This window comes from Arcobacter siniprincipis (SeqCode) (assembly GCF_048571125.1).
In the GTDB taxonomy this organism is placed as follows: Bacteria; Campylobacterota; Campylobacteria; order Campylobacterales; family Arcobacteraceae; genus Arcobacter; species Arcobacter siniprincipis.
This window is the reverse complement of sequence record NZ_CP182343.1, coordinates 2,993,973-3,012,837: the sequence shown is the minus strand read 5'-3', so window position 1 is coordinate 3,012,837 and position 18,865 is coordinate 2,993,973. Positions and strand designations below refer to the sequence as shown.

Below are 18,865 nucleotides of genomic sequence, written 5' to 3'. Positions count from 1 at the left end.
TATCCTCTTAATTTTGTATATATAGTATACAATTATTTAGATTTTTTTGAAGTTAAATAAATGAAAATTGATAAGGCAATGATGATAAAAGATATACCTGTTATCAAATAAAGTGCATTTATCATTTGAGTGTAGTTTTCTATTGCGATTTTAAAAACTACCATTAGTCCTTCAATTGATAATGCAATTATTATAGTAATTAAGAATTTAGTTATCATTTTTGTATCTACTTTAGAATTTCTCGAATAAGATTTAAAATATACTTCTTGTTCTAATATAGTTTTTGCTAAATCAAATATTGCTATTCCAAGTGTAAGTGCAATGATAGGTTTAAAAATTGCATCAAGAGTAAAATCACCATGAAAAACCATGCTTGTCAAAAAAGTACCAAGTGAATATATAATAAGAAATAAAGCAAGTAATGCTAACGAAAACCCTGCTATACCATAGAATATCTTTGTAAGTGTATGAAATGGTTTATTTAATTCTATTAATTCTAATCTCTCAAGTAAAGTCTCTATTTTAAAGTCTAAAAAAATAATAATATCATCTTCTTTTATTGTAAGAGTTATACAATTACTTCTTGTAGCACTACTTATATATGGTGAAGAAAAGGCTGTATTATTATCTTTAAAATGTAATTTATCTAGGATATAAGTACGACTTTCATTAGTAGCACTTTTGTCTATTCTCTTTTTAAAATAGTTTGGAGAATTTTGTATTTTTGTGTCTTTATTTACTGTATAAACTAATTCCAATGATGGAAAAATTGAAAATAAATTAGAAAAATTATTTTTCTCATAATCTTTAATATTTCCTAAATTATGAATACTATTTAAAATAAAGTCTTCTACTTTGTCTTTGTTTACATCATATATTGTTAAAAACTCTTCCATTTATATTTTCCTTGTTTAATCTGTTTATATTATATCATCTTAAGTAAAAGTAGAAAAAACGATAATTGTATACTAATTATACAGATTAAGTCTAGGCAAAGTTTATAATTTATTTTATACTTTCTTATATCAATTCGAAAAGGAAAAAAATGGAAAATTTTGCTGATGTAAAATATGTTCTTGATGGGTTCTTATTTATTGTAATGGGAGTTCTAGTAATGTGGATGGCAGCTGGGTTTGCTATGTTAGAATCTGGTTTAACAAGATCAAAGAATAATGCTACAGTATTAACAAAGAATCTTGCTTTATTTGCAATTTCTTGCATGATGTATTATTTCGTTGGATACAACTTAATGTATGGAGATGGTGGATCTATAATGGGTAGCTTCTCAACAATTAGTATGGTAACTGCTACTGATGCTGCATATCCTGCTGCTGCTGATTTCTTCTTCCAAGTTGTTTTCGTTGCTACTGCTGCATCTGTTGTTTCAGGTTCAATTGCAGAGAGAATGAAATTATGGCCTTTCTTAATCTTTACAGTGGTTTTAAGTGGTGTTATTTATCCAATACAAGGACATTGGTCTTGGGGAGGAAGTGAATTAGGTGGTGTTATGGCTGGATTCTCTGACTTCGCAGGTTCTACTATTGTTCACTCTGTTGGTGGATGGGCTGCTTTAGCTGGTGTTCTTATTTTAGGAGCTAGAAAAGGTAAATATGGTAAAGATGGAACAGTGAGACCAATTCCTGGTTCAAATTTAACATTAGCTACTCTTGGTACATTTATTTTATGGATGGGATGGTTTGGATTTAATGGTGGTTCTCAATTAGCACTAGGTTCAAAAGCTGATATTGATGGTATTGCTTTAGTTGTTGCTGATACAAATATGGCTGCTTGTGCAGGAGCTATTATGGCTGCAATTTTAACTCAACTTATTTACAAAAAAGTTGATTTAACTATGGTATTAAATGGTGCTTTAGCAGGACTTGTATCTTGTACTGCAGGACCAGACTTAGGTATGATGGTTGCATTTATTGAAGGTATTGTTGGTGGTGCTTTAGTTGTATTTGCTGTTCCTATGTTTGATAAATTAAGAATTGATGATCCAGTTGGTGCATTATCTGTTCACTTAGTTGCTGGTATTTGGGGAACTTTAGCTGTAGGTATTTTCAATCCAGAAGTTACAATTATGGCTCAAGTAAAAGGTATCGTTATTGTTGGTGCATTTGTTTTCATAGCTTCATTTGTAGTATGGAAAATTTTAGATCTAATTGTTGGATTAAGAGTAAGTGAAGAGATTGAGGTTCAAGGTTTAGATATTCATGAAACTGGACTTGAAACTTACCCTGAGTTTAAAAGAGCATAAGTGCTTATAAGAAGGTAAGAAATCTTACCTTTTTAGAAAAGATGAATTTTTTGAAAAAATATTAAAAGGAACAAAGAATGAAAAAAATCGAAGCAATCATCAAGCCTTTTAAACTTGAAGATGTAAAAGAAGCTTTAGTTGAGAGTGGTGTTACTGGTATGACAGTAAATGATGTTAAAGGTTATGGTAGACAACAAGGTCACTCTGAGTTATATAGAGGTGCTGAGTATATTGTTGATTTTTTAGCAAAAATCAAAATTGAATTAATAGTAAATGATGAAGATGTAGATAAAACTATCGCAACTATTTCTGATGCAGCAAAAACAGGTAAAATTGGGGATGGTAAAATTTTCGTTACACCTATTGAAAATGTTGTAAGAATTAGAACTGGTGAAACTGGTAGCGAAGCAGTTTAGTTTTTAAAAAAAAAGTAAAGTAACAAATTACTTTTGCAAGATACAAAGAGTGTTAACTTTAACACTTCTTTGTTTTGTATATAATTTATACAAAAATTTAATCAATTAACTCTATATTAAAAAAAATCACTTTAATTTGTGTATAAAAAACACCCACTTAAATAAACAAAAAATTAATTACATAATATATAATTTGTTAAAATATTAAAAGGATAATAATGGATGCAAATATTGCTTATGTGATTGACACCTTTTTTGCTCTTTTTGCAATGACTTTAATCATTTTTATGGTTCCTGGTTTTGCTATGTTGGAAGCGGGACTTGTGCGTACTAAAAATGTGAGTGCTGTCTTGATGGTAAATACAATGATTTATGCAGTGGCTTCACTGGCTTTTTTATTATTTGGCTATTCTGTGGCATTTGGTGATTTTGGAAGTGATAGTATGAGTAAATGGGCTGCATTTTTATTTCAAATGGCATTTGTTGGTAAGGTTATTAATATTATGTCAGGGGGAGTTAGTGAAAGAGCAAAAGTTTTACCACTTGGATTATTTACAATTGTTATGGGTGCATTAATTTATCCTATAATTGTAAATTGGTCTTGGGGAAGTGATATGTTAAAAAGTACAATATTAGATTTAAATATGTACGATTTAGCTGGTTCAACTGTAATTCATAGTACTGGTGGTTGGGCACTATTAGCTGCAATAATAATAATTGGTGCAAGAAGGGGAAGGTATCCTAAAGAAGGAGGAGTAAGAGTTATACCAGCTTCTAATATTCCCCTTGTAACTTTAGGCGCTTTTCTTTTATGGATTGGATGGTTTGGTTTTAATGGTGGAAGTATTGGTTCAATTGCATCTAAACAGAGTGCTGATGCTGTTGCTTTGACTATTATGAACACAAATACAGCTGGTCTTTCAGGGGCAATTCTTGTAGGTATTTATATGTACTTTAGATATCATAGACTTGATATTACCATGGTATTAAATGGGGCACTTGGTGGTTTAGTTGCTATTACAGCAGGCCCAAATTTATATGATATTTATACTCCAATATTAATAGGTGCAATAGGTGGAGTTTTGGTAATCTTTGGAGTTAGTTTTTTTGATAAATTAAAACTTGATGACCCAGTTGGAGCATTATCTGTTCACTTATTAAATGGTATTTGGGGAACTTTAGCTGTTGGGATTTTTGCCTCAAATGGAGATGATATAACACTTCTAGGACAATTAAAAGGTATTGTTGTTGTAGGAGTATTTGCTTTTATTTCATCTTTTATCGTATTATATGTAATTAATAAGTTTGTGCCACTAAGAGCAGAAAAAGATGAAGAGATGCAAGGATTAGATGTAGATGAGTGTGGACTAGAAGCATATCCAGAGTTTAAACGAGCTTTCTAAGTCTGTATAAAAGCTAGTAAATTAAGCTTGATTTAAAAAGATTAGGTTTATTTAAAATTATTTTGTTAAAATAGAGAATCAAAAAAAGGATTAAAATTGAAAAAAATTGAAGCAATAATCAAACCATTTAAGCTAGAAGATGTAAAAGATGCATTAACTGAGGCGGGAATAACAGGTATGACAGTTTCTGATGTAAAAGGTTATGGTAGACAACAAGGTCATTCAGAACTATATAGAGGTGCTGAATATGTTGTAGATTTTTTACCAAAAATTAAAATAGAACTTATAGTTGCAAATAAAGATGTTGATTCAACTATACAATTAATTACTGAGGCTTCTAAAACTGGTAAAATTGGTGATGGTAAAATATTTGTTTCTCCAATTGAAAAAATTGTAAGAATTAGAACTGGTGAAGAAGATGAGGAAGCAATTTAGTGAGTAAAGAAATAACTCTTAATTCACCTTTAGATATGCATCTTCATTTAAGAGATGAACAGATGCTAAAATTAGTTGGTCCTCTTACTTCAAAAACTTTTGCAGGTGCTTTAGTTATGCCAAACCTTGTACCTCCTATTACAACTAAAGAGGCTTTATTATCTTACAAGTCTAGAATACTTGAAGCATGTAAAGGGGATACTTTTGAACCTTTTATGACTCTATTTTTTCAAGAATATTCAAGGGAGTTCTTAGAAGATGTAAAAGATGAAATTATAGGTATAAAACTATATCCTGCTGGAATTACTACAAATTCTGAAAATGGAGTAGCAGCTATAGATGCAGAGAGTTTAAGACCTACTTTAGAAGTTATGAGTGATTTGGGTATTCCTTTATGTGTTCATGGTGAAACTAATGGTTTTGTAATGGACAGGGAAAAAGAGTTTATGCCAATATATGAAGGTTTGGCAAAAAACTTTCCTAAATTAAAGATTATTATGGAACACATTACAACTAAAGATGCTGTTGATTTATTGGATAAATATGATAATTTATATGCGACAATTACTTTGCATCATTTAATAATAACTTTAGATGATGTAGCAGGGGGAATGCTTCAACCGCACCTATTTTGTAAACCAATAGCAAAAAGATATGAAGATAGAGATGCTTTATTAAATGCAGCAATTACTGGTAATCCAAAGGTTATGTTTGGTTCTGATTCTGCTCCACATCCTAAACATAAAAAAGAGTCTTGTGGTTGTGCAGCTGGTGTCTTTACATCTCCTATTGCCTTGCAAGTTTTAGTTGAACTTTTTGAGAAACATGATAGTTTAGATAATCTAAATGGTTTTTTAAGTCTAAATGCTCAAAAGATATATGATTTTAAAGCTTTAAAAAAAGATATTACATTGGTAAAAGAAGAGTTTACTGTACCTAATATTTATGAAGATTTTGGTGAAAATGTTGTGCCTATGTACAATAATCAAAAACTAGCTTGGAGTTTGAAGTAAGAGACTTAATCGTCTCTTTCTGATAATAATTGAGCAATCTTATCTTGAGTCTCTTTGGCTTTTATAATTCTCTCTTCTCTCATTCCTCTTAAGGTTTCAAGTGTTTCCATTTTTTCATGATCAATATTAGCTTTTATTTGAACAGCTTTTCTATTATTTGATAATCCACTAATTGCTAAGAATTTCTCTTTTTTGTTTATATAAATTTTAGATGTAGCAGATGTTGAATTTTTGTTAAATACTATTACATCTCCTTCTTTTAAATCTAATATTTCTGAAGTTTTTAAAACGGTTTCAGCCATAATCGCTTCTATATTCATTTTTGCACCAGAAATTAAAGTTGTAATGTCTTTCTTTCTACTTGCTTTTTTATTTCTACCTTCTGCAAAGATTTTTGTAACAATTTTATTTAATAAAGTCTCTATGTAAGAAATAGGGTAACAAATAGATAAAAATCCTGACTCTTCATCAATTGTAAACTCTAAAACAACAAGTAAAACAATCTCATGATCTGAAATAATTTGAATGGCATTTGCATTTGTATCTCTTGATTCTATTTTAAAATTTAAAGTTGTAATTTCATCCCAAGCTCTGTACAAATGTGAAACAATTAGTTTATAAAAGTGATCAAAAATCTCAACTTCAATTTCAGTTAATTCCCTATCTAAATTATCCCCTGATGCAACAGACCCACTACCTAATAACTCAGCAATTATCTTATGTGAAATTCCAGGATTACACTCAATTACTATTCTTCCATCTAGTGGTTTGATAGATAAAGTATTTAATGAAGTTAATTGTGGAATTGACAAAATAAACTCACCATAAGTCATCTGTTCAATTGAATATAGTTTTATATCAACAATTTTTCTAAGCATTGCAGAAAGGTCAGTAATAAGATCCCTAAGCATTTTATCATGTAATGTTGAGAATGCTTTAAATTGTTCATTTGAGATACGATTTGGTTTTTTAAAGTCATAAATAGAATAATTTTTTTCTTTTGATATAATAGGTTCATCAGCCGTCTTGTCAATATCTTCACCTTGTTCGGCTATGTCTAAAAGAGCATCTATTTCATCTTGACTTAAAAATTCTGCCATCTCTTATCCTCTTATCTCAAGTTCTGCATCAAGAGCACCTAACTCTTTTATTAATTTCAATGTATCTATTATATCATTCATTGGTAATTTCATAACTTTCATAGCTCGTACTAAATCAGAAACTTTAGGTTGTCCTTTAGTATTTACCATAGTATTATCTAAATCAACAATAGGCTTATCAGCAATTACTATATCATCACCAATATTCATTCCTTTATTTACTTCTATATTATCCCATTGTTCGTTATTTAAATCTGATTTTTTAATTCTTATAATGAAATTATCTTTTGAAACAGTAACAGGACCAATAGGAACTTCATTTCCTGATATTATCATTTGTCTATTTAAATCAATTATAATTCTTTTTTTGAATGATGAATCTAAGTTTATAGTTTGAACTTGGGCGATAAATCTAACCATAGAAATATTAGCTGGTTTTTTTACAGTTACAGTTCTTGTATCTTCTGCAAAAGCAATTTTATCACCAAATTTTTCATTTATCTTTCTTTGAATCATATCTGCATCAGTAGCAGATGCTTTTATTAAACTTAGTGTTAAATCTTTTTCATTTCTTAGTGTAAAAGGAACTTCATTTTCAATCATGGCTCCCTCATAAATCATACCTGTAGTTTCATTATCCCTATCAGCTATAATTGTTCCTTGTGCAAGGCCATATACATTACCGTCTACACCTTTTAATTGGGTTAATAAAAGTTCTCCATTATTGATTGATTTTGCATCCCCAATGGCAGAAATTTTTATTTTTATTTTATCACCTTGCCTTGCAAAAGGTGGAAGCATAGCTGTAACCATAACAGCTGCTATATTTTTTGATTTAATAGATGAAGTTGGTATTTTTATATATGAATTTCTAAGTAAATTTTGCAAACTTTGCATAGTAAAAGTTGACTTGTCACCAGTCCCCGCAAGTCCTACAACTAGGCCATATCCTAAGAGTTGATTTTCTCTAATTCCCACAATATTTGTTATATCTTTTATTGTTTGAGCGTAAATTGATGTAAAAAATAAAAATAATAAAAAAATGAATTTCAAATAGTTTACCTCGTATAAATATTGATTTATTTTATCTAAATTTATATAAATTTTAGATATTATAAATGAAAAAATAAATTAGGAATATCTTTGAATATTTATATTTATGGCAATCAAAACTTTAAAAAAGATATTAAAGGTGAATTAAGTAGAACTTTAATTGATTATAAATTAGAAGGAAAAGGATTGATTCAAGAAGTTCAATCTTTGAGTACACTAAAAGAACTAATTGAAGATAATAGTGATGATATTTTTTTAATAGATGATGCTAAAATAATAAAAGAAAATTTGATTAATTCAAAAATAAAGTTTTTAAAACCTAAAGATGGTATTGAACAAGAATATCTTAAAAATAAGGGAATTGAAGATTTTAGTGTTGATTCAATAAGTGATATTTCTAAATATATTTTAAAAAAAATGAAAGATTTAAATTTAGATGATGAATCTGATGAGGGGACACAAATTCATGACTCAATTACAAACATTGTAAATGATGCTTATGAAAGTGAAAATTTAGAGGAAGATTTAGATGAACATTATGAATTAAGTGATGACTTAAAAGAGTTATTATCACAAGATGAAAATGAAATTGAAGAAGAAAATGAAATTATCAATAAAGATGAACAAATGATTGAAAATAATGAAAATCAAATTACCCAAACACAACCAAATGAGTCTATGAAATCATTAGAAGATATTGAAGAATATATTAATTTGGAAGATATCACATCTTTAGATGAACTAAGTGAAGATGATATTTTAAATGTATTTAGTGGAAAAGAGATTAAGCCAAAAGTTGCAAAAAAAATCCAAAATAAAGCAAAAGAGATGAGTATTAAACTTGATAATCCTAATGATATAAAAGAGTTCTTATCTAAATTATTAGAGAGCAAAGCCTTAGAAATCACGGTAAAGATTAAAGAATGAACATGGACTTAATGGGTATTGCTCAAAGTACAGTAAAAATTATTCTTTTACTAGCATTGCCTTCTTTACTTGTAAGTATGGTAATAGGATTGTTGATTTCTGTATTTCAAGCAGTAACTCAAATCTCTGATGCAGCATTATCTTTTGTACCTAAAGTTATTTTAGTATCTGTTTTTATATTGATCTCTTTGCCTTGGATTGGTGATAATGTAAGTACATATACTAAAGAGTTATGGAATATGATTTTAATGTATGGAAATAATGGATGATTAAAAAACTTTTTAATCTCAAAAAATCTCAAACAGATCAAAAATTGATGTTTAAAGCTGAGCTTTTAAATTCAATTTCACTCTTTGAAGAACAAATTGATGATTTAAAAAGAAATATAAATACCGCAAGTGTTGATAGATATGGAGCAATTTCAGATTTTATGGTGTTGGAAATTCATAAAGAATCACTCAGAAGAGAAGCTAAGAAATTAGAATCTCAGAAAAACTTTTTACTTTCAAAATTGACAAAAGTAAACTTAGAAATTGTACAATTACAAAAAGAGTCTGAACAGTACGATTATTTACTAAAAGAACAGAAAAAAGAGTTATACAAAAAATTACTTCTTGCTGAAGAAGAACAAGCAAGTGAGTTTATACAAAGTAAATATATTACAGGATGACAAGGACAAAGATTGAATAAATTTTTAATAATAATTTTAATTTTAGGAACACATTTATTAGCAGAAGATACAGCTGGAAGTTTTATAAAAGAGAAAAAAGAGATTATTGAGTTAAAAAAAGAGTTAAACCAATTTTATACAATAAAAGAAGCTGAATATAAAACTAGAAAACAAGAACTAGAAACTTTATTAGCCAAAATAAAATCAGAAAAGAAGAATATTCAAGATATATATGATAGAAATCAACTACTTTTAAAAGATATAAAAGGGGAAGTTGTTACAAAGACTTCGAAAATATATAATGCAATGAAACCAAAAAATGCAGCTGAAATATTTAACAAATTGATAGATGATGGAAAAATTGAAGATGTTTTTGATATAATCTTGAAATTAAAAGAAGCAAAAGTCACTCAAATAATGAAATCAATGACTGTAAAAAATGCTTCTAAGATTACTGAAAAGCTTCAAAACTATTCAGTAATTGATGAAAGTAAGAAAGGGAAATAATGGCTGAAGAAGTTGTAGAAGAAAAACCAAAAAGTACTGGTGGAAAAGGTTTGATGATAGTGCTTATTGCACTAATTGTAGTTTTGTTATTAGCTGTTATTGGAGGTGGATACTTCTTGTATTCACAAGGTGTTTTTAGTCCTCAAGAAGAAAAAGCTATGCAAGAGATGGCTAAAAAAGAAGAGAGTAATTCTAAAGAGATGTATAAAGCTGCTATTAATGATTTAGTATTAAATATTACTAATGCAAAAGGTAGAGAAAAACTTATGAAACTATCTTTTACCATTAAAAGTAATGATCCTGCAATAGAATCAATAGTAGAGTCATATAAAGCAGAAATAGTAGATGTTGTTATTTCTCAAATTAGTGCTAGAAGTTCAGAAGAACTTTTAACAGTAGGTGGTAAAGCTTTACTAAAAGATGAATTAGTTGATGAAATAAATAAAGTTTTAAATGATGCTACAGCAACAAATTCTGATGTTCAAAAAAATAGTGTTAAAGAAGTTTTATTTACAACTTTTGTTATTAAGTAATAAAAATGATAGTAACAGTAAAAAATAGTGGACCAAAAAATTATGTAATGAAAATAATTTCAGTAGTTGCATTAGTTGCTATGTTTACTGCTTATTATTTTCATATGAGTGATGAATTCTCTTCAAATAATGGAAAATTAACTTCTAAACAAAGTGTAGAGGATATGAAAAAAGAAGACTCAAAAGAAGTTGAAAAATTAATATACAAAGAAGTAGAAACAGCAGTTGAATTGGTTGGACAAGAACATATTCAAGATGTAAAAATAGTGAAAAATAAAATACTTTTAGTTTGTGATACAGATACAAATTTAGATGCTTTAAAAGTAAGGTATGGGACTTTGGCTTTGATTAAAAATGATTTAAATAATATTAAAATTGCAATAGATATTAAATATATAATTGAGAGTAAATATAATGAAAAGTAAATATTTTTTAATTTTAGCATGTGCATTTTTTTTAAACTCTTGTGTTCCAACTGAACAAGAATTAAAATTTGATAAACCTCCGGCTCAAGTATTAAAACCAAAGCCTCAAGTTACATATAACAAAGGCTCTTTATATTCACGAAAAGGACCTTCTTTATTTGCTGATAAAAAAGATTTACAAGTTGGGGATATAATTCAAGTAGTTATTGATGAATCTTTAACTTCAAATACAAGTAATAAAAGAGAACTTACAAATACAAGTTCTGAGAAAATTGGAGGAGGATTAATTACTCCTGCTACTGGAAATACTCTTCCTTTGAATTCCACAGTACAATCTGTAGCAAATAAAATTAATAGTTTTGGTGGGGTACAATTTAATTCAAGTAGTGATAGTTCATTTAAAGGAAAAGTAAAAGCAAATGCTGATGAATCTTTTTCTACGACACTTTCTGTTATAATAGAGGAAACATATCAAAATGGAAACTATTATATAAAAGGTTCCAAAGAGATGTTAATAGATGAACAGAAGCAAGAGATAATAATTTCGGGGGTTATTAGGCCTTATGATATAAGCCCAGATAATTCTATAAAGTCATCTCAAGTTGCAAATTTAAAAGTTTTGTATAAAAAAGATGGTGAAGAACAAGATGTTATGCATCAGCCATGGGGTACAAAACTCCTAAAAATGCTTTGGCCCTTCTGATTTAATCTAATTTTAAGAATTGTAATGCAATAATTAGGGATATTATCCCAAAGGAAGGTACAAATGTTAGATGCGTTAAATGTAGCCCAATCAGGTTTACGAGCAGCACAAATAGCTGTTGAAAATACAATGAATAACCTTGCTAATGTAAATACTGAGGGATATAAAAAAAGAGTTGTAGAAACAAGTGAATTAAGTCAAAGTGATAATAGACAGTGGGGAAGAGGTGTATCAGTTGATAATACATCTAGAATCACTAGTCAATATTTGTATGATAATATTATAAAGCAAAATAGTAAAGATAATTATCAATCAGAAATGTCTTTAATGTTAGGAAATATCGAAGCAGTATTTAAAGAGACTGATACAGCTGGGTTATCATCAGACTTAGATGCTTATTACCAAACAATTGAAAGTATAAGAGCAAATCCTAATAATGAAGTTTACAAAAATCAATTACAAATTACTGGGCAAAAAGTAATTGATGACTTAAATAATCTTTATGATGGAATAGAAGAACAAGAAGCTACTTTCAAAAAGTCTTTAACCGAAGATGTTGGTCAAATAAACTCAAAACTCGAACAAATTCAAAGAATTAATCTAAAAATAAAAGAGCAGGGTTTTGCTTCTAATGACTTACTTGATAAAAGAGATTTATTAGAAAAAGAAATATCTACATATGCTAATATAACTGTTGATAGAGATCCTGATTTTTATGAGTTGAAAATTGGTAATCAAACAGTTATTTCAAATACTACAATGTCAAAATTAGAAGTAGGTGAAGAAAAAACTGCGCAAATTGATAGGTATGTTACACAAGAAGGAACTAAAAGTAGTATTTTAAATCCTTCAGATACTTTTGATGAAGAGGATGTAATTACTTTTGAATTGGACAATGAAAATTCAGTTAGTGTTGAATATGGTGAAACAATGGTTTTTGACCTTGATGGTGATGGAACTGATGATATTGTAAAGGTTGATGAGACTAACTATGTAAGAGCATTAGTTCATAAAATTAATACATCTGATTTAGCAGATAAAGTAAAAGCTTATAATGGTACATATGATGTCGATAAAAATGGAAATAAATCGACAATTGATAGTCAAGATAAGTTCTTATTAGTTGAATCAAAAACTCCTGGTATTGAAGGTAAATTTGATAGTAGAGTTACTTTTACAGAAGAACCATACTCTATAAATCAAGGTACAGTTACCGTTAGTCCTGTGATTAACAATAGTTCAGTCTCAATTGAAAGTAAATTTGCACAAGATGGTTTAAGTTTAACTCATACAGTAAATTTAGGAGCAACTACGACAGCCCCTGAAGTTTTTGATATTGATTTATCTAGTAATCCTTCAACATCAGGAGCTACACCAACTTTTGTTCCTTCAAGTATTACATATAATGCAACTACAAAAAAACTTACAATTCCTGCAGGTGTTGATTCTTTTACGATAACTATTAACTCAGCTGAAGGTGAAACAAGTACTCCTGAAGAAGCAGCTGCTTTGTTTGGAGTTAATCAAAAGTATACTTTATCTTTAACCGAAACTAATGGCTCAGATACTAGTAATATCACTTCTGTACTTAATGTTGTAAATGATGGCAAAGATATAACGCAAGATTTTGAACTTTCAACAGAAAATACGAATTCAAACCCATTAGTTAGTGCAATTCCTACTGTTAATCCAGTTACAGGTGCTACACAAGCTAGTGGAACAACACAAGTAAGTTCTATAAAAAGTTTAAGTGCAGTTGATGGAAGTAGTATTAAACATACTGTTGAATTAAAAAATACAACAACAACAGCACAAGTAATGAAAGTATCTTTTAGTGATGATACAGGTAGTTATTTTGACTTGTCACCTAAATTTACACCTGATTCGATAACTTATGATGCACAAACAGGAGAAATAACTATTCCTCCGGGAGTTAAGAGTTTTAGTTTTACTACAGATACGAATGAATTGGCACCTGTTAATACGAATCAAACATATAGCTTTTCGATAACAGATAATGCAGCACCTAGTGGTTCAACACCTGTTACTATGACATCAACTATGGTTATAAATAATAAAGAAGGTGTTGTTTCAAACTCTATTTATAAGAATGAGCAAAGAAGTGATTTAGCAAATTCTGCTGTAAGTATAACTTCAAAAGGTGATCCAATATTTTTTTCAAGTGGTAAACTAAAAGCTATAGTAGAAAACTTGACTACAGATTCTGGAAAAAATAAATTTCAAGAATACAAAAATGCATTAGATGCTTTTGCTAAAACTTTTGTTGATATGACTTCTAGTTATATCAAAAATGATGATGGTACATACATTAGCGGTGAAATTGCAACAGATAATAATATCAAAGTCGCAGATGACATAAACTTATTTAGTGGTTCTAGTGTTAGAACAATGACTTTTCATTCAGAAGTTGTTGGAACTTTAGAACAAAAAGATTATGATTATTTAGCAGGTCATCAATGGAAAGAGGATATTTCATTTTTAGGTTATGGTCAAGATAGCTCAAATGATAAAGTATCAAGTGATACTGAACGTATGTCATTTACTGAATATTTGCAAAATCTTAGAACAAATATATCAAGGGACAAAGAGAGTAGTGATTTTACAGTTGAGACTCAAAAGGCAGTTAGTGAATCAATGAATAATTCATATGATTTAATAACAAAAGTTGACGACGATGAAGAGATGATTAATTTAATTAAATTTCAATCAGCATATACAGCAAATGCAAAAATGATAACAACTGTTGATGAAATGTTACAAACTCTTCTTGGAATCAAGAGATAAGGAGTAAATTATGGCTGAAGGTGTATTAGGATTAGGAACAGGACAAGCCTCTGCTTTAAATCAAGAGTTAATTGATAAGTTAAAAGCAGCAGAGAGAAAAGCTACGGTAGAACCTATTGAAACAAGTTTAACAGACTTGGATGAAGAGGGTGTAAAAGTTGCAAATATTAAATTACAAGTTCAAGATATGCTTGATGCAATCAAACCCTTTGATTTATTTGCAGCAGGTGGTGTAAATGCTTTCAACCAAAAGTCAGCTACAACTACAGGTGATTCAGTAGTATTTGATGCTGCTGATGCAAGTAAATTAAATACAGGTACAACAAATGTAAGTGTAAGCCAAATTGCCCAAAGGGATGTTTACCAAACTTCAACATTTAGTGATAAAGATGCAATAATTTCAACTACAGCAGGTTCTATGATAACGGTAAATGGAGTTGAATACTCAACTTTTAATAAAACATATCAAGAAGTAGCTGATAAGATTAATTTAAGTTCAAAATTAAATGCTTCAATAGAATCAGTAGGAACAAATTCTTATAGAATGGTTATAAAAAGTGAAGATTCAGGTATTGATAATGCTTTAAGTATAACTCAAACTGGTTCTGATTTAGGACTTAATGATTTTACTTCAAGTTCAACAATTGCTTCAGGAACAGTTCCTAGTTCAAACTTGTCATTGACTTTAAACGGTACTACATTTACTACAAATGGTAGTGAAACTAATAGTGAATTTATTTCTAGAATTAACGATGATGCATCTTTTGAAGCCTCTATTGATGCAAATGGAAAAGTAACAATTAAAAGCAGTGATGGTGGACCAATTGAGATTACAGATGATGATTTAGGTTTAAATTTAACTAATAACAATCATACTTTAACTGCACAAAATATGAAAGCAAAAATTGATGGTGTTGATTATGATGTTTCTTCAAATGTTGTAATGGTTGATGGAGGATTAAAAATTTCTGCGTCTAAAGTTGGAGATTCATCTATTTCTATAGAAAAAGATAAAACCCAAGTTGCAACATTGTTTAAAGACTTTATTGATAAGTTTAATACTTTATCCAAATCAATTGATGATGAACTTTATTCTGGTGATTCAAAAATACAAGATAGGTCAACATTAAGGGATATACAGTCTCAAATAAAAAACATGATGTTTGGTAATTATGGGACAAATGATGATTTAAATTTATTTAATTATGGATTAGAAGTTGATAAAAGTGGTAATTATTCATTAAATGAAAGTGATTTTAATACAGCAGTTAGTGATGATTTTGAAAATTTAAAAGATTTGTTTGTAGGAAAAGCTGAAAAAGAAGGTTTTGGTACACAATTAAAAACAATAGTTGATTCTATGGATAGTACAGGTGGTGTTATAACTGTATATGAAGATAATATGACATCCAGAAAAAAAGAACTTAATGAACAATTGACAAAAGAAACAGAAAGTTTAGATTCAAAATATTCTCAACTTGCAAATCAGTTTTCAGCGTATGGGGTAATTATAAACCAATTTAACTCGCAATTTTCTAGTTTGCAAATGATGATTGATCAAAGTTCTTCTAAGTAATTTAAGTTTGAATATACTATACTCATGTGTATAAAAAAATGGAGATGATTTGTGGGAATAGAGGTTTATAATCAACAAAATGCAGTTAGTAATGATCCATATGTCTTAATACTAAAGCTTTATGAAGGACTACTGAGATATCTTTCTTTTGCAGAAGAAGCAATGGAAAATGGAGATGTTGAAGAAAAATTTATTTATATTAACAAATCAATCGCAATTTTTGATGAACTAAGAAATATATTAGATTTTGACGGAGGAGATATTGCCCATTATTTAGATGGTTTATATCTTTATCAAATAGAGACACTTTTTACATCGGGTATTAATGATAATGTAAATTTAATTCACCAAGTTAAAAGAGTAACTCAAGGTCTAATAGAAGCATGGAAAGACGAAACTGGTCTTTAGAAGCACTAAAGAGATTGACTTATGTTGATTCTTTAGATGAGGAAGAAAGAGCTGAAGGCTTAAGGTCTTGGACTGAAACTTATTTAACTACTACTAATATTACTGATTTTGAATTATCTCATGAAGAACTTTTAAAATTAAGAGAATTACTTTTTAAAAATGCTAATTTTTTATTTACTCATAGAGAAAACATTTTAGAGCAGATGAAATCTATTTCTCAGATGAAAAAGTTTTTAAATAAATAACTCTTTTACTTCAATATCCTTTTCAAAAAGATATGCTCTTATATTATTTGGGATTTTAAGTACTCTACAAATTTCTTTAAACTTCTTATCCATCGTATTTATAACTTTTGGGCAGATGTAGATATAGTCATTTGAAATAGAAATATTTATTTTATCAGATATTGTTATTTCCCTTTGTCTAATTATTTCATTTCTTTGTGCAGATGATAAAAGTATTCCTCTTTTTTTTAAAGATTTATCTATTATTTTAATATTTAAATTTTCATCTTGGTGATTTGTAAAGATTTCTAAATCTTCATGTTTATAAATGGCTTCATGATTTAAATTTAGAGATTGAATATCATTTTTTAAATATTTGAAACTATTTTTAATACCATCCTTGTACTCTTTTATCAATTCATTTACAAAGTTCTTTCTAAAATAGTTTCTTTTATATTTTTCATCATAATTAGACTCATCAATAAAATATTTATGATTATTCATTTGTAAAAATGTTTGAAGTTCTTCTTTTGATAGTTCAAGAAGAGGTCTATAAATAACATAGTTATTTTTTTTAGTTTTTTCTTCTAATCCAATTAATTCAACTAATCCAGCCCCTTTGCTTAATTGCATCATAAACCACTCTAATTTATCATTTAGTTGATGTGCTGTGAGTAAAGTATCATAATTATGTTTTTTGATTATCTCGTTAAAAAAACTATATCTAATATCTCTTGCTTCTTTTTCGAAGTTAGAATTATTTGTCAATACTACTTCTTTCAAAAAGCATTTTTTATTATATTTAGTGGCTAATTCTTTTGCATAAGCAACTTCATTTTTTGATTGTTCTCTTTGATTATAATTAACAATTGCAATATCAAAAGGAATATTTTCATTTATGAGCAAAAAGAAAAGGGCAGAAGAATCAATACCACCTGAAAATGCTAAAAGATTTTTAGTGGTATTGATATTAAATTTAATCATTAAATTTCTTTAATTGCTGTTCCAAGTAATTTATCACCTGCCAATTCACTTATTTTTACTTGGTATGATTTTCCTACTGTTAATTCTTTTCCTGTTTCATTATCATTGATGTAAATTTCTCCATCAATTTCAGGTGCCCAAATTGTTTTTCTAGCACTAAGTAAATATTCATGTTCTTCACTTTCTCCATCAATATATACATCTACTATTTGTCCAATCTCTTTTTCTAAAGATTCTAACGTTTTTCTTTGAATTATTTCACCTAAAATTTCAGCTCTTTTATCAATAGTCTCTTGATCTACTTTTCCATCAAGTTCATAGGCAGTAGTTCCATCTTCATCAGAATATGAAAATACATTTGCCCTATCAAAACCATACTCTTCTACGTAAGAGCATAACTCTTCAAAGTCTTCTTGTGTTTCACCTGGATGACCTGCAATAAAAGTAGTTCTTACAAAGGAGTTAGGAGTGTTTCTCATGGCACTCATAAGTTCCTTAAGCTTTTCTACTCCTTTACCTCTTTTCATGATTTTAAGCACCTTAGAGCTTATATGTTGCAATGGCATATCAAAGTAGTTTTCAAATACTTTTGATTGCTCAATTTTTTTGATAAGTGATAGAGTTGTTGTAGATGGATAAAGGTATAAAATTCTTGCACTTTTGATTCCTTCTATTTTTTCTACTTCATTAACAAGTCTTTCTAATCCATCATTGATATTTAAATCCCTTAAAAAAGATGAGCTATCTTGTGAAACAAAAGAAAAATCATAAAAACCTTGGGCTACAAGATTTTTTACCTCTTTAACAAGTGATTCTAAAGTTCTAGAGTGAAGTTTTCCTTTAAATGAAGGAATAGCACAGAACGAACAAACTTGATTACATCCTTCAGATAATTTGATATAAGCATGGTAATTTGAACCAGTGATAACTCTATCATTTGTTTCATTTAATAAAAACACTTCATCTGTAAAACCACTTCTTTTTTCTTTTACAAGTGTGTCGATTTTATCATAATCTCCAACTCCTGTGAAAATATCAATTTCTGGTAACTCTTTTTGCAACTCTTCTTTGTATCTTTCACTTAAACATCCAGCCATAACTAAAACTGAATCTTTTTTTCTTAGCCCATGTAATTCAAGAATTGTATTTATACTTTCCTCTTTTGCACTATCAATAAAACCACATGTGTTTACGATAATTACATCAGAGCTTTTAGCATCATTTGATATTGTATAATCTTTTAGTTTACCAAGCATGATTTCAGAATCAACTAAATTTTTAGTACAGCCAAGGCTTACTAAGTGTAGTGATTTCTGAGGATTTTGTGTTGAAAATTTCATATATAACCTATTAGTTTTTTTGGAATTTTAGCATAATAGTTTGAATTAATCAAAAATAGGAAAAATTATAATATTTAATTATA

21 protein-coding genes are annotated in these 18,865 nt (G+C 28.6%); 16 read left to right on the top strand and 5 right to left on the bottom strand.

What is annotated here, in order from left to right:
• Positions 1 to 32: 32 nt before the first annotated feature.
• A complete protein-coding gene (locus ACNI3D_RS15330) occupies positions 33 to 896 on the bottom strand; it encodes a hypothetical protein (RefSeq protein ID WP_129099474.1) in 864 nt (287 codons plus the stop codon).
• Positions 897 to 1,045: 149 nt separating this feature from the next.
• Here ACNI3D_RS15330 and ACNI3D_RS15325 point away from each other — a divergent pair, with 149 nt between their 5' ends.
• The 5 genes from ACNI3D_RS15325 (at position 1,046) to pyrC (ending at position 5,527) form a co-directional block, all read left to right on the top strand.
• The gene (locus ACNI3D_RS15325) at positions 1,046 to 2,260 is read left to right on the top strand and encodes an ammonium transporter family protein (RefSeq protein WP_419767614.1); all 1,215 of its coding nucleotides are present in this window, start codon (positions 1,046 to 1,048) and stop codon (positions 2,258 to 2,260) included.
• Positions 2,261 to 2,337: 77 nt separating this feature from the next.
• The gene (locus tag ACNI3D_RS15320; RefSeq protein WP_129099476.1) at positions 2,338 to 2,676 is read left to right on the top strand and encodes a P-II family nitrogen regulator; all 339 of its coding nucleotides are present in this window, start codon (positions 2,338 to 2,340) and stop codon (positions 2,674 to 2,676) included.
• A gap of 218 nt (positions 2,677 to 2,894) precedes the next feature.
• Positions 2,895 to 4,079, top strand: coding sequence for an ammonium transporter (locus ACNI3D_RS15315; RefSeq protein WP_419767613.1), 1,185 nt, complete (start codon positions 2,895 to 2,897; stop codon positions 4,077 to 4,079).
• 96 nt (positions 4,080 to 4,175) lie between these two features.
• Entirely contained in the window at positions 4,176 to 4,514 is a 339-nt protein-coding gene (locus ACNI3D_RS15310) for a P-II family nitrogen regulator (RefSeq protein ID WP_129099478.1), read from the top strand.
• The gene (gene pyrC / locus ACNI3D_RS15305) at positions 4,514 to 5,527 is read left to right on the top strand and encodes a dihydroorotase (protein WP_419767612.1); all 1,014 of its coding nucleotides are present in this window, start codon (positions 4,514 to 4,516) and stop codon (positions 5,525 to 5,527) included. Before ACNI3D_RS15310 ends, pyrC begins: the two co-directional genes overlap by 1 nt.
• 5 nt (positions 5,528 to 5,532) lie before the next feature.
• On the opposite strand, the gene fliM is transcribed toward pyrC, so the two are convergent.
• Positions 5,533 to 6,627 (bottom strand): flagellar motor switch protein FliM, encoded by a 1,095-nt coding sequence (gene fliM, locus ACNI3D_RS15300; RefSeq protein WP_129099480.1) that lies wholly within the window; start codon positions 6,625 to 6,627, stop codon positions 5,533 to 5,535.
• Positions 6,628 to 6,630: 3 nt separating this feature from the next.
• Positions 6,631 to 7,680, bottom strand: a complete 1,050-nt coding sequence (locus ACNI3D_RS15295; protein WP_129099481.1) for a flagellar basal body P-ring protein FlgI — start codon at positions 7,678 to 7,680, stop codon at positions 6,631 to 6,633.
• A gap of 90 nt (positions 7,681 to 7,770) precedes the next feature.
• Between ACNI3D_RS15295 and ACNI3D_RS15290 the strand changes: the two genes are divergently transcribed.
• The 11 genes from ACNI3D_RS15290 to ACNI3D_RS15240 all read left to right on the top strand — a co-directional run bounded on the left by ACNI3D_RS15290 (position 7,771) and on the right by ACNI3D_RS15240 (position 16,479).
• A complete protein-coding gene (locus tag ACNI3D_RS15290) occupies positions 7,771 to 8,607 on the top strand; it encodes a hypothetical protein (protein ID WP_419767611.1) in 837 nt (278 codons plus the stop codon).
• The gene (locus tag ACNI3D_RS15285) at positions 8,604 to 8,876 is read left to right on the top strand and encodes a flagellar biosynthetic protein FliQ (RefSeq protein ID WP_258238600.1); all 273 of its coding nucleotides are present in this window, start codon (positions 8,604 to 8,606) and stop codon (positions 8,874 to 8,876) included. The genes ACNI3D_RS15290 and ACNI3D_RS15285 overlap by 4 nt, the downstream gene beginning before the upstream one ends.
• Positions 8,873 to 9,277 carry a hypothetical protein gene (locus ACNI3D_RS15280; RefSeq protein WP_129099483.1) on the top strand — a complete coding sequence of 135 codons (405 nt, stop codon included), beginning with the start codon at positions 8,873 to 8,875 and terminating at the stop codon, positions 9,275 to 9,277. Before ACNI3D_RS15285 ends, ACNI3D_RS15280 begins: the two co-directional genes overlap by 4 nt.
• Positions 9,278 to 9,289: 12 nt before the next feature.
• Positions 9,290 to 9,784, top strand: a complete 495-nt coding sequence (locus tag ACNI3D_RS15275; protein ID WP_129099484.1) for a MotE family protein — start codon at positions 9,290 to 9,292, stop codon at positions 9,782 to 9,784.
• The gene (locus ACNI3D_RS15270; RefSeq protein WP_129099485.1) at positions 9,784 to 10,317 is read left to right on the top strand and encodes a flagellar basal body-associated FliL family protein; all 534 of its coding nucleotides are present in this window, start codon (positions 9,784 to 9,786) and stop codon (positions 10,315 to 10,317) included. The genes ACNI3D_RS15275 and ACNI3D_RS15270 overlap by 1 nt, the downstream gene beginning before the upstream one ends.
• Before the next feature lie 5 nt (positions 10,318 to 10,322).
• Positions 10,323 to 10,742, top strand: a complete 420-nt coding sequence (locus tag ACNI3D_RS15265; protein ID WP_129099486.1) for a hypothetical protein — start codon at positions 10,323 to 10,325, stop codon at positions 10,740 to 10,742.
• Positions 10,732 to 11,445 carry a flagellar basal body L-ring protein FlgH gene (locus ACNI3D_RS15260; RefSeq protein ID WP_258238601.1) on the top strand — a complete coding sequence of 238 codons (714 nt, stop codon included), beginning with the start codon at positions 10,732 to 10,734 and terminating at the stop codon, positions 11,443 to 11,445. Before ACNI3D_RS15265 ends, ACNI3D_RS15260 begins: the two co-directional genes overlap by 11 nt.
• 63 nt (positions 11,446 to 11,508) lie before the next feature.
• The gene (locus ACNI3D_RS15255; protein ID WP_419767610.1) at positions 11,509 to 14,250 is read left to right on the top strand and encodes a FlgK family flagellar hook-associated protein; all 2,742 of its coding nucleotides are present in this window, start codon (positions 11,509 to 11,511) and stop codon (positions 14,248 to 14,250) included.
• Positions 14,251 to 14,260: 10 nt separating this feature from the next.
• The gene (fliD, locus tag ACNI3D_RS15250; RefSeq protein ID WP_419767609.1) at positions 14,261 to 15,826 is read left to right on the top strand and encodes a flagellar filament capping protein FliD; all 1,566 of its coding nucleotides are present in this window, start codon (positions 14,261 to 14,263) and stop codon (positions 15,824 to 15,826) included.
• A 51-nt stretch (positions 15,827 to 15,877) separates the two neighbouring features.
• The gene (fliS, locus tag ACNI3D_RS15245; RefSeq protein WP_129099488.1) at positions 15,878 to 16,234 is read left to right on the top strand and encodes a flagellar export chaperone FliS; all 357 of its coding nucleotides are present in this window, start codon (positions 15,878 to 15,880) and stop codon (positions 16,232 to 16,234) included.
• Positions 16,210 to 16,479 carry a hypothetical protein gene (locus ACNI3D_RS15240; RefSeq protein WP_419767608.1) on the top strand — a complete coding sequence of 90 codons (270 nt, stop codon included), beginning with the start codon at positions 16,210 to 16,212 and terminating at the stop codon, positions 16,477 to 16,479. The genes fliS and ACNI3D_RS15240 overlap by 25 nt, the downstream gene beginning before the upstream one ends.
• Here ACNI3D_RS15240 and tilS read toward each other — a convergent pair.
• Positions 16,468 to 17,442 carry a tRNA lysidine(34) synthetase TilS gene (tilS, locus tag ACNI3D_RS15235; RefSeq protein ID WP_419767607.1) on the bottom strand — a complete coding sequence of 325 codons (975 nt, stop codon included), beginning with the start codon at positions 17,440 to 17,442 and terminating at the stop codon, positions 16,468 to 16,470. The genes ACNI3D_RS15240 and tilS overlap by 12 nt on opposite strands.
• Positions 17,442 to 18,782: a 30S ribosomal protein S12 methylthiotransferase RimO gene (gene rimO, locus ACNI3D_RS15230; RefSeq protein ID WP_419767606.1), complete on the bottom strand. Its 1,341-nt coding sequence runs from the start codon at positions 18,780 to 18,782 to the stop codon at positions 17,442 to 17,444. Before rimO ends, tilS begins: the two co-directional genes overlap by 1 nt.
• Between the last annotated feature and the right edge of the window lie 83 nt (positions 18,783 to 18,865).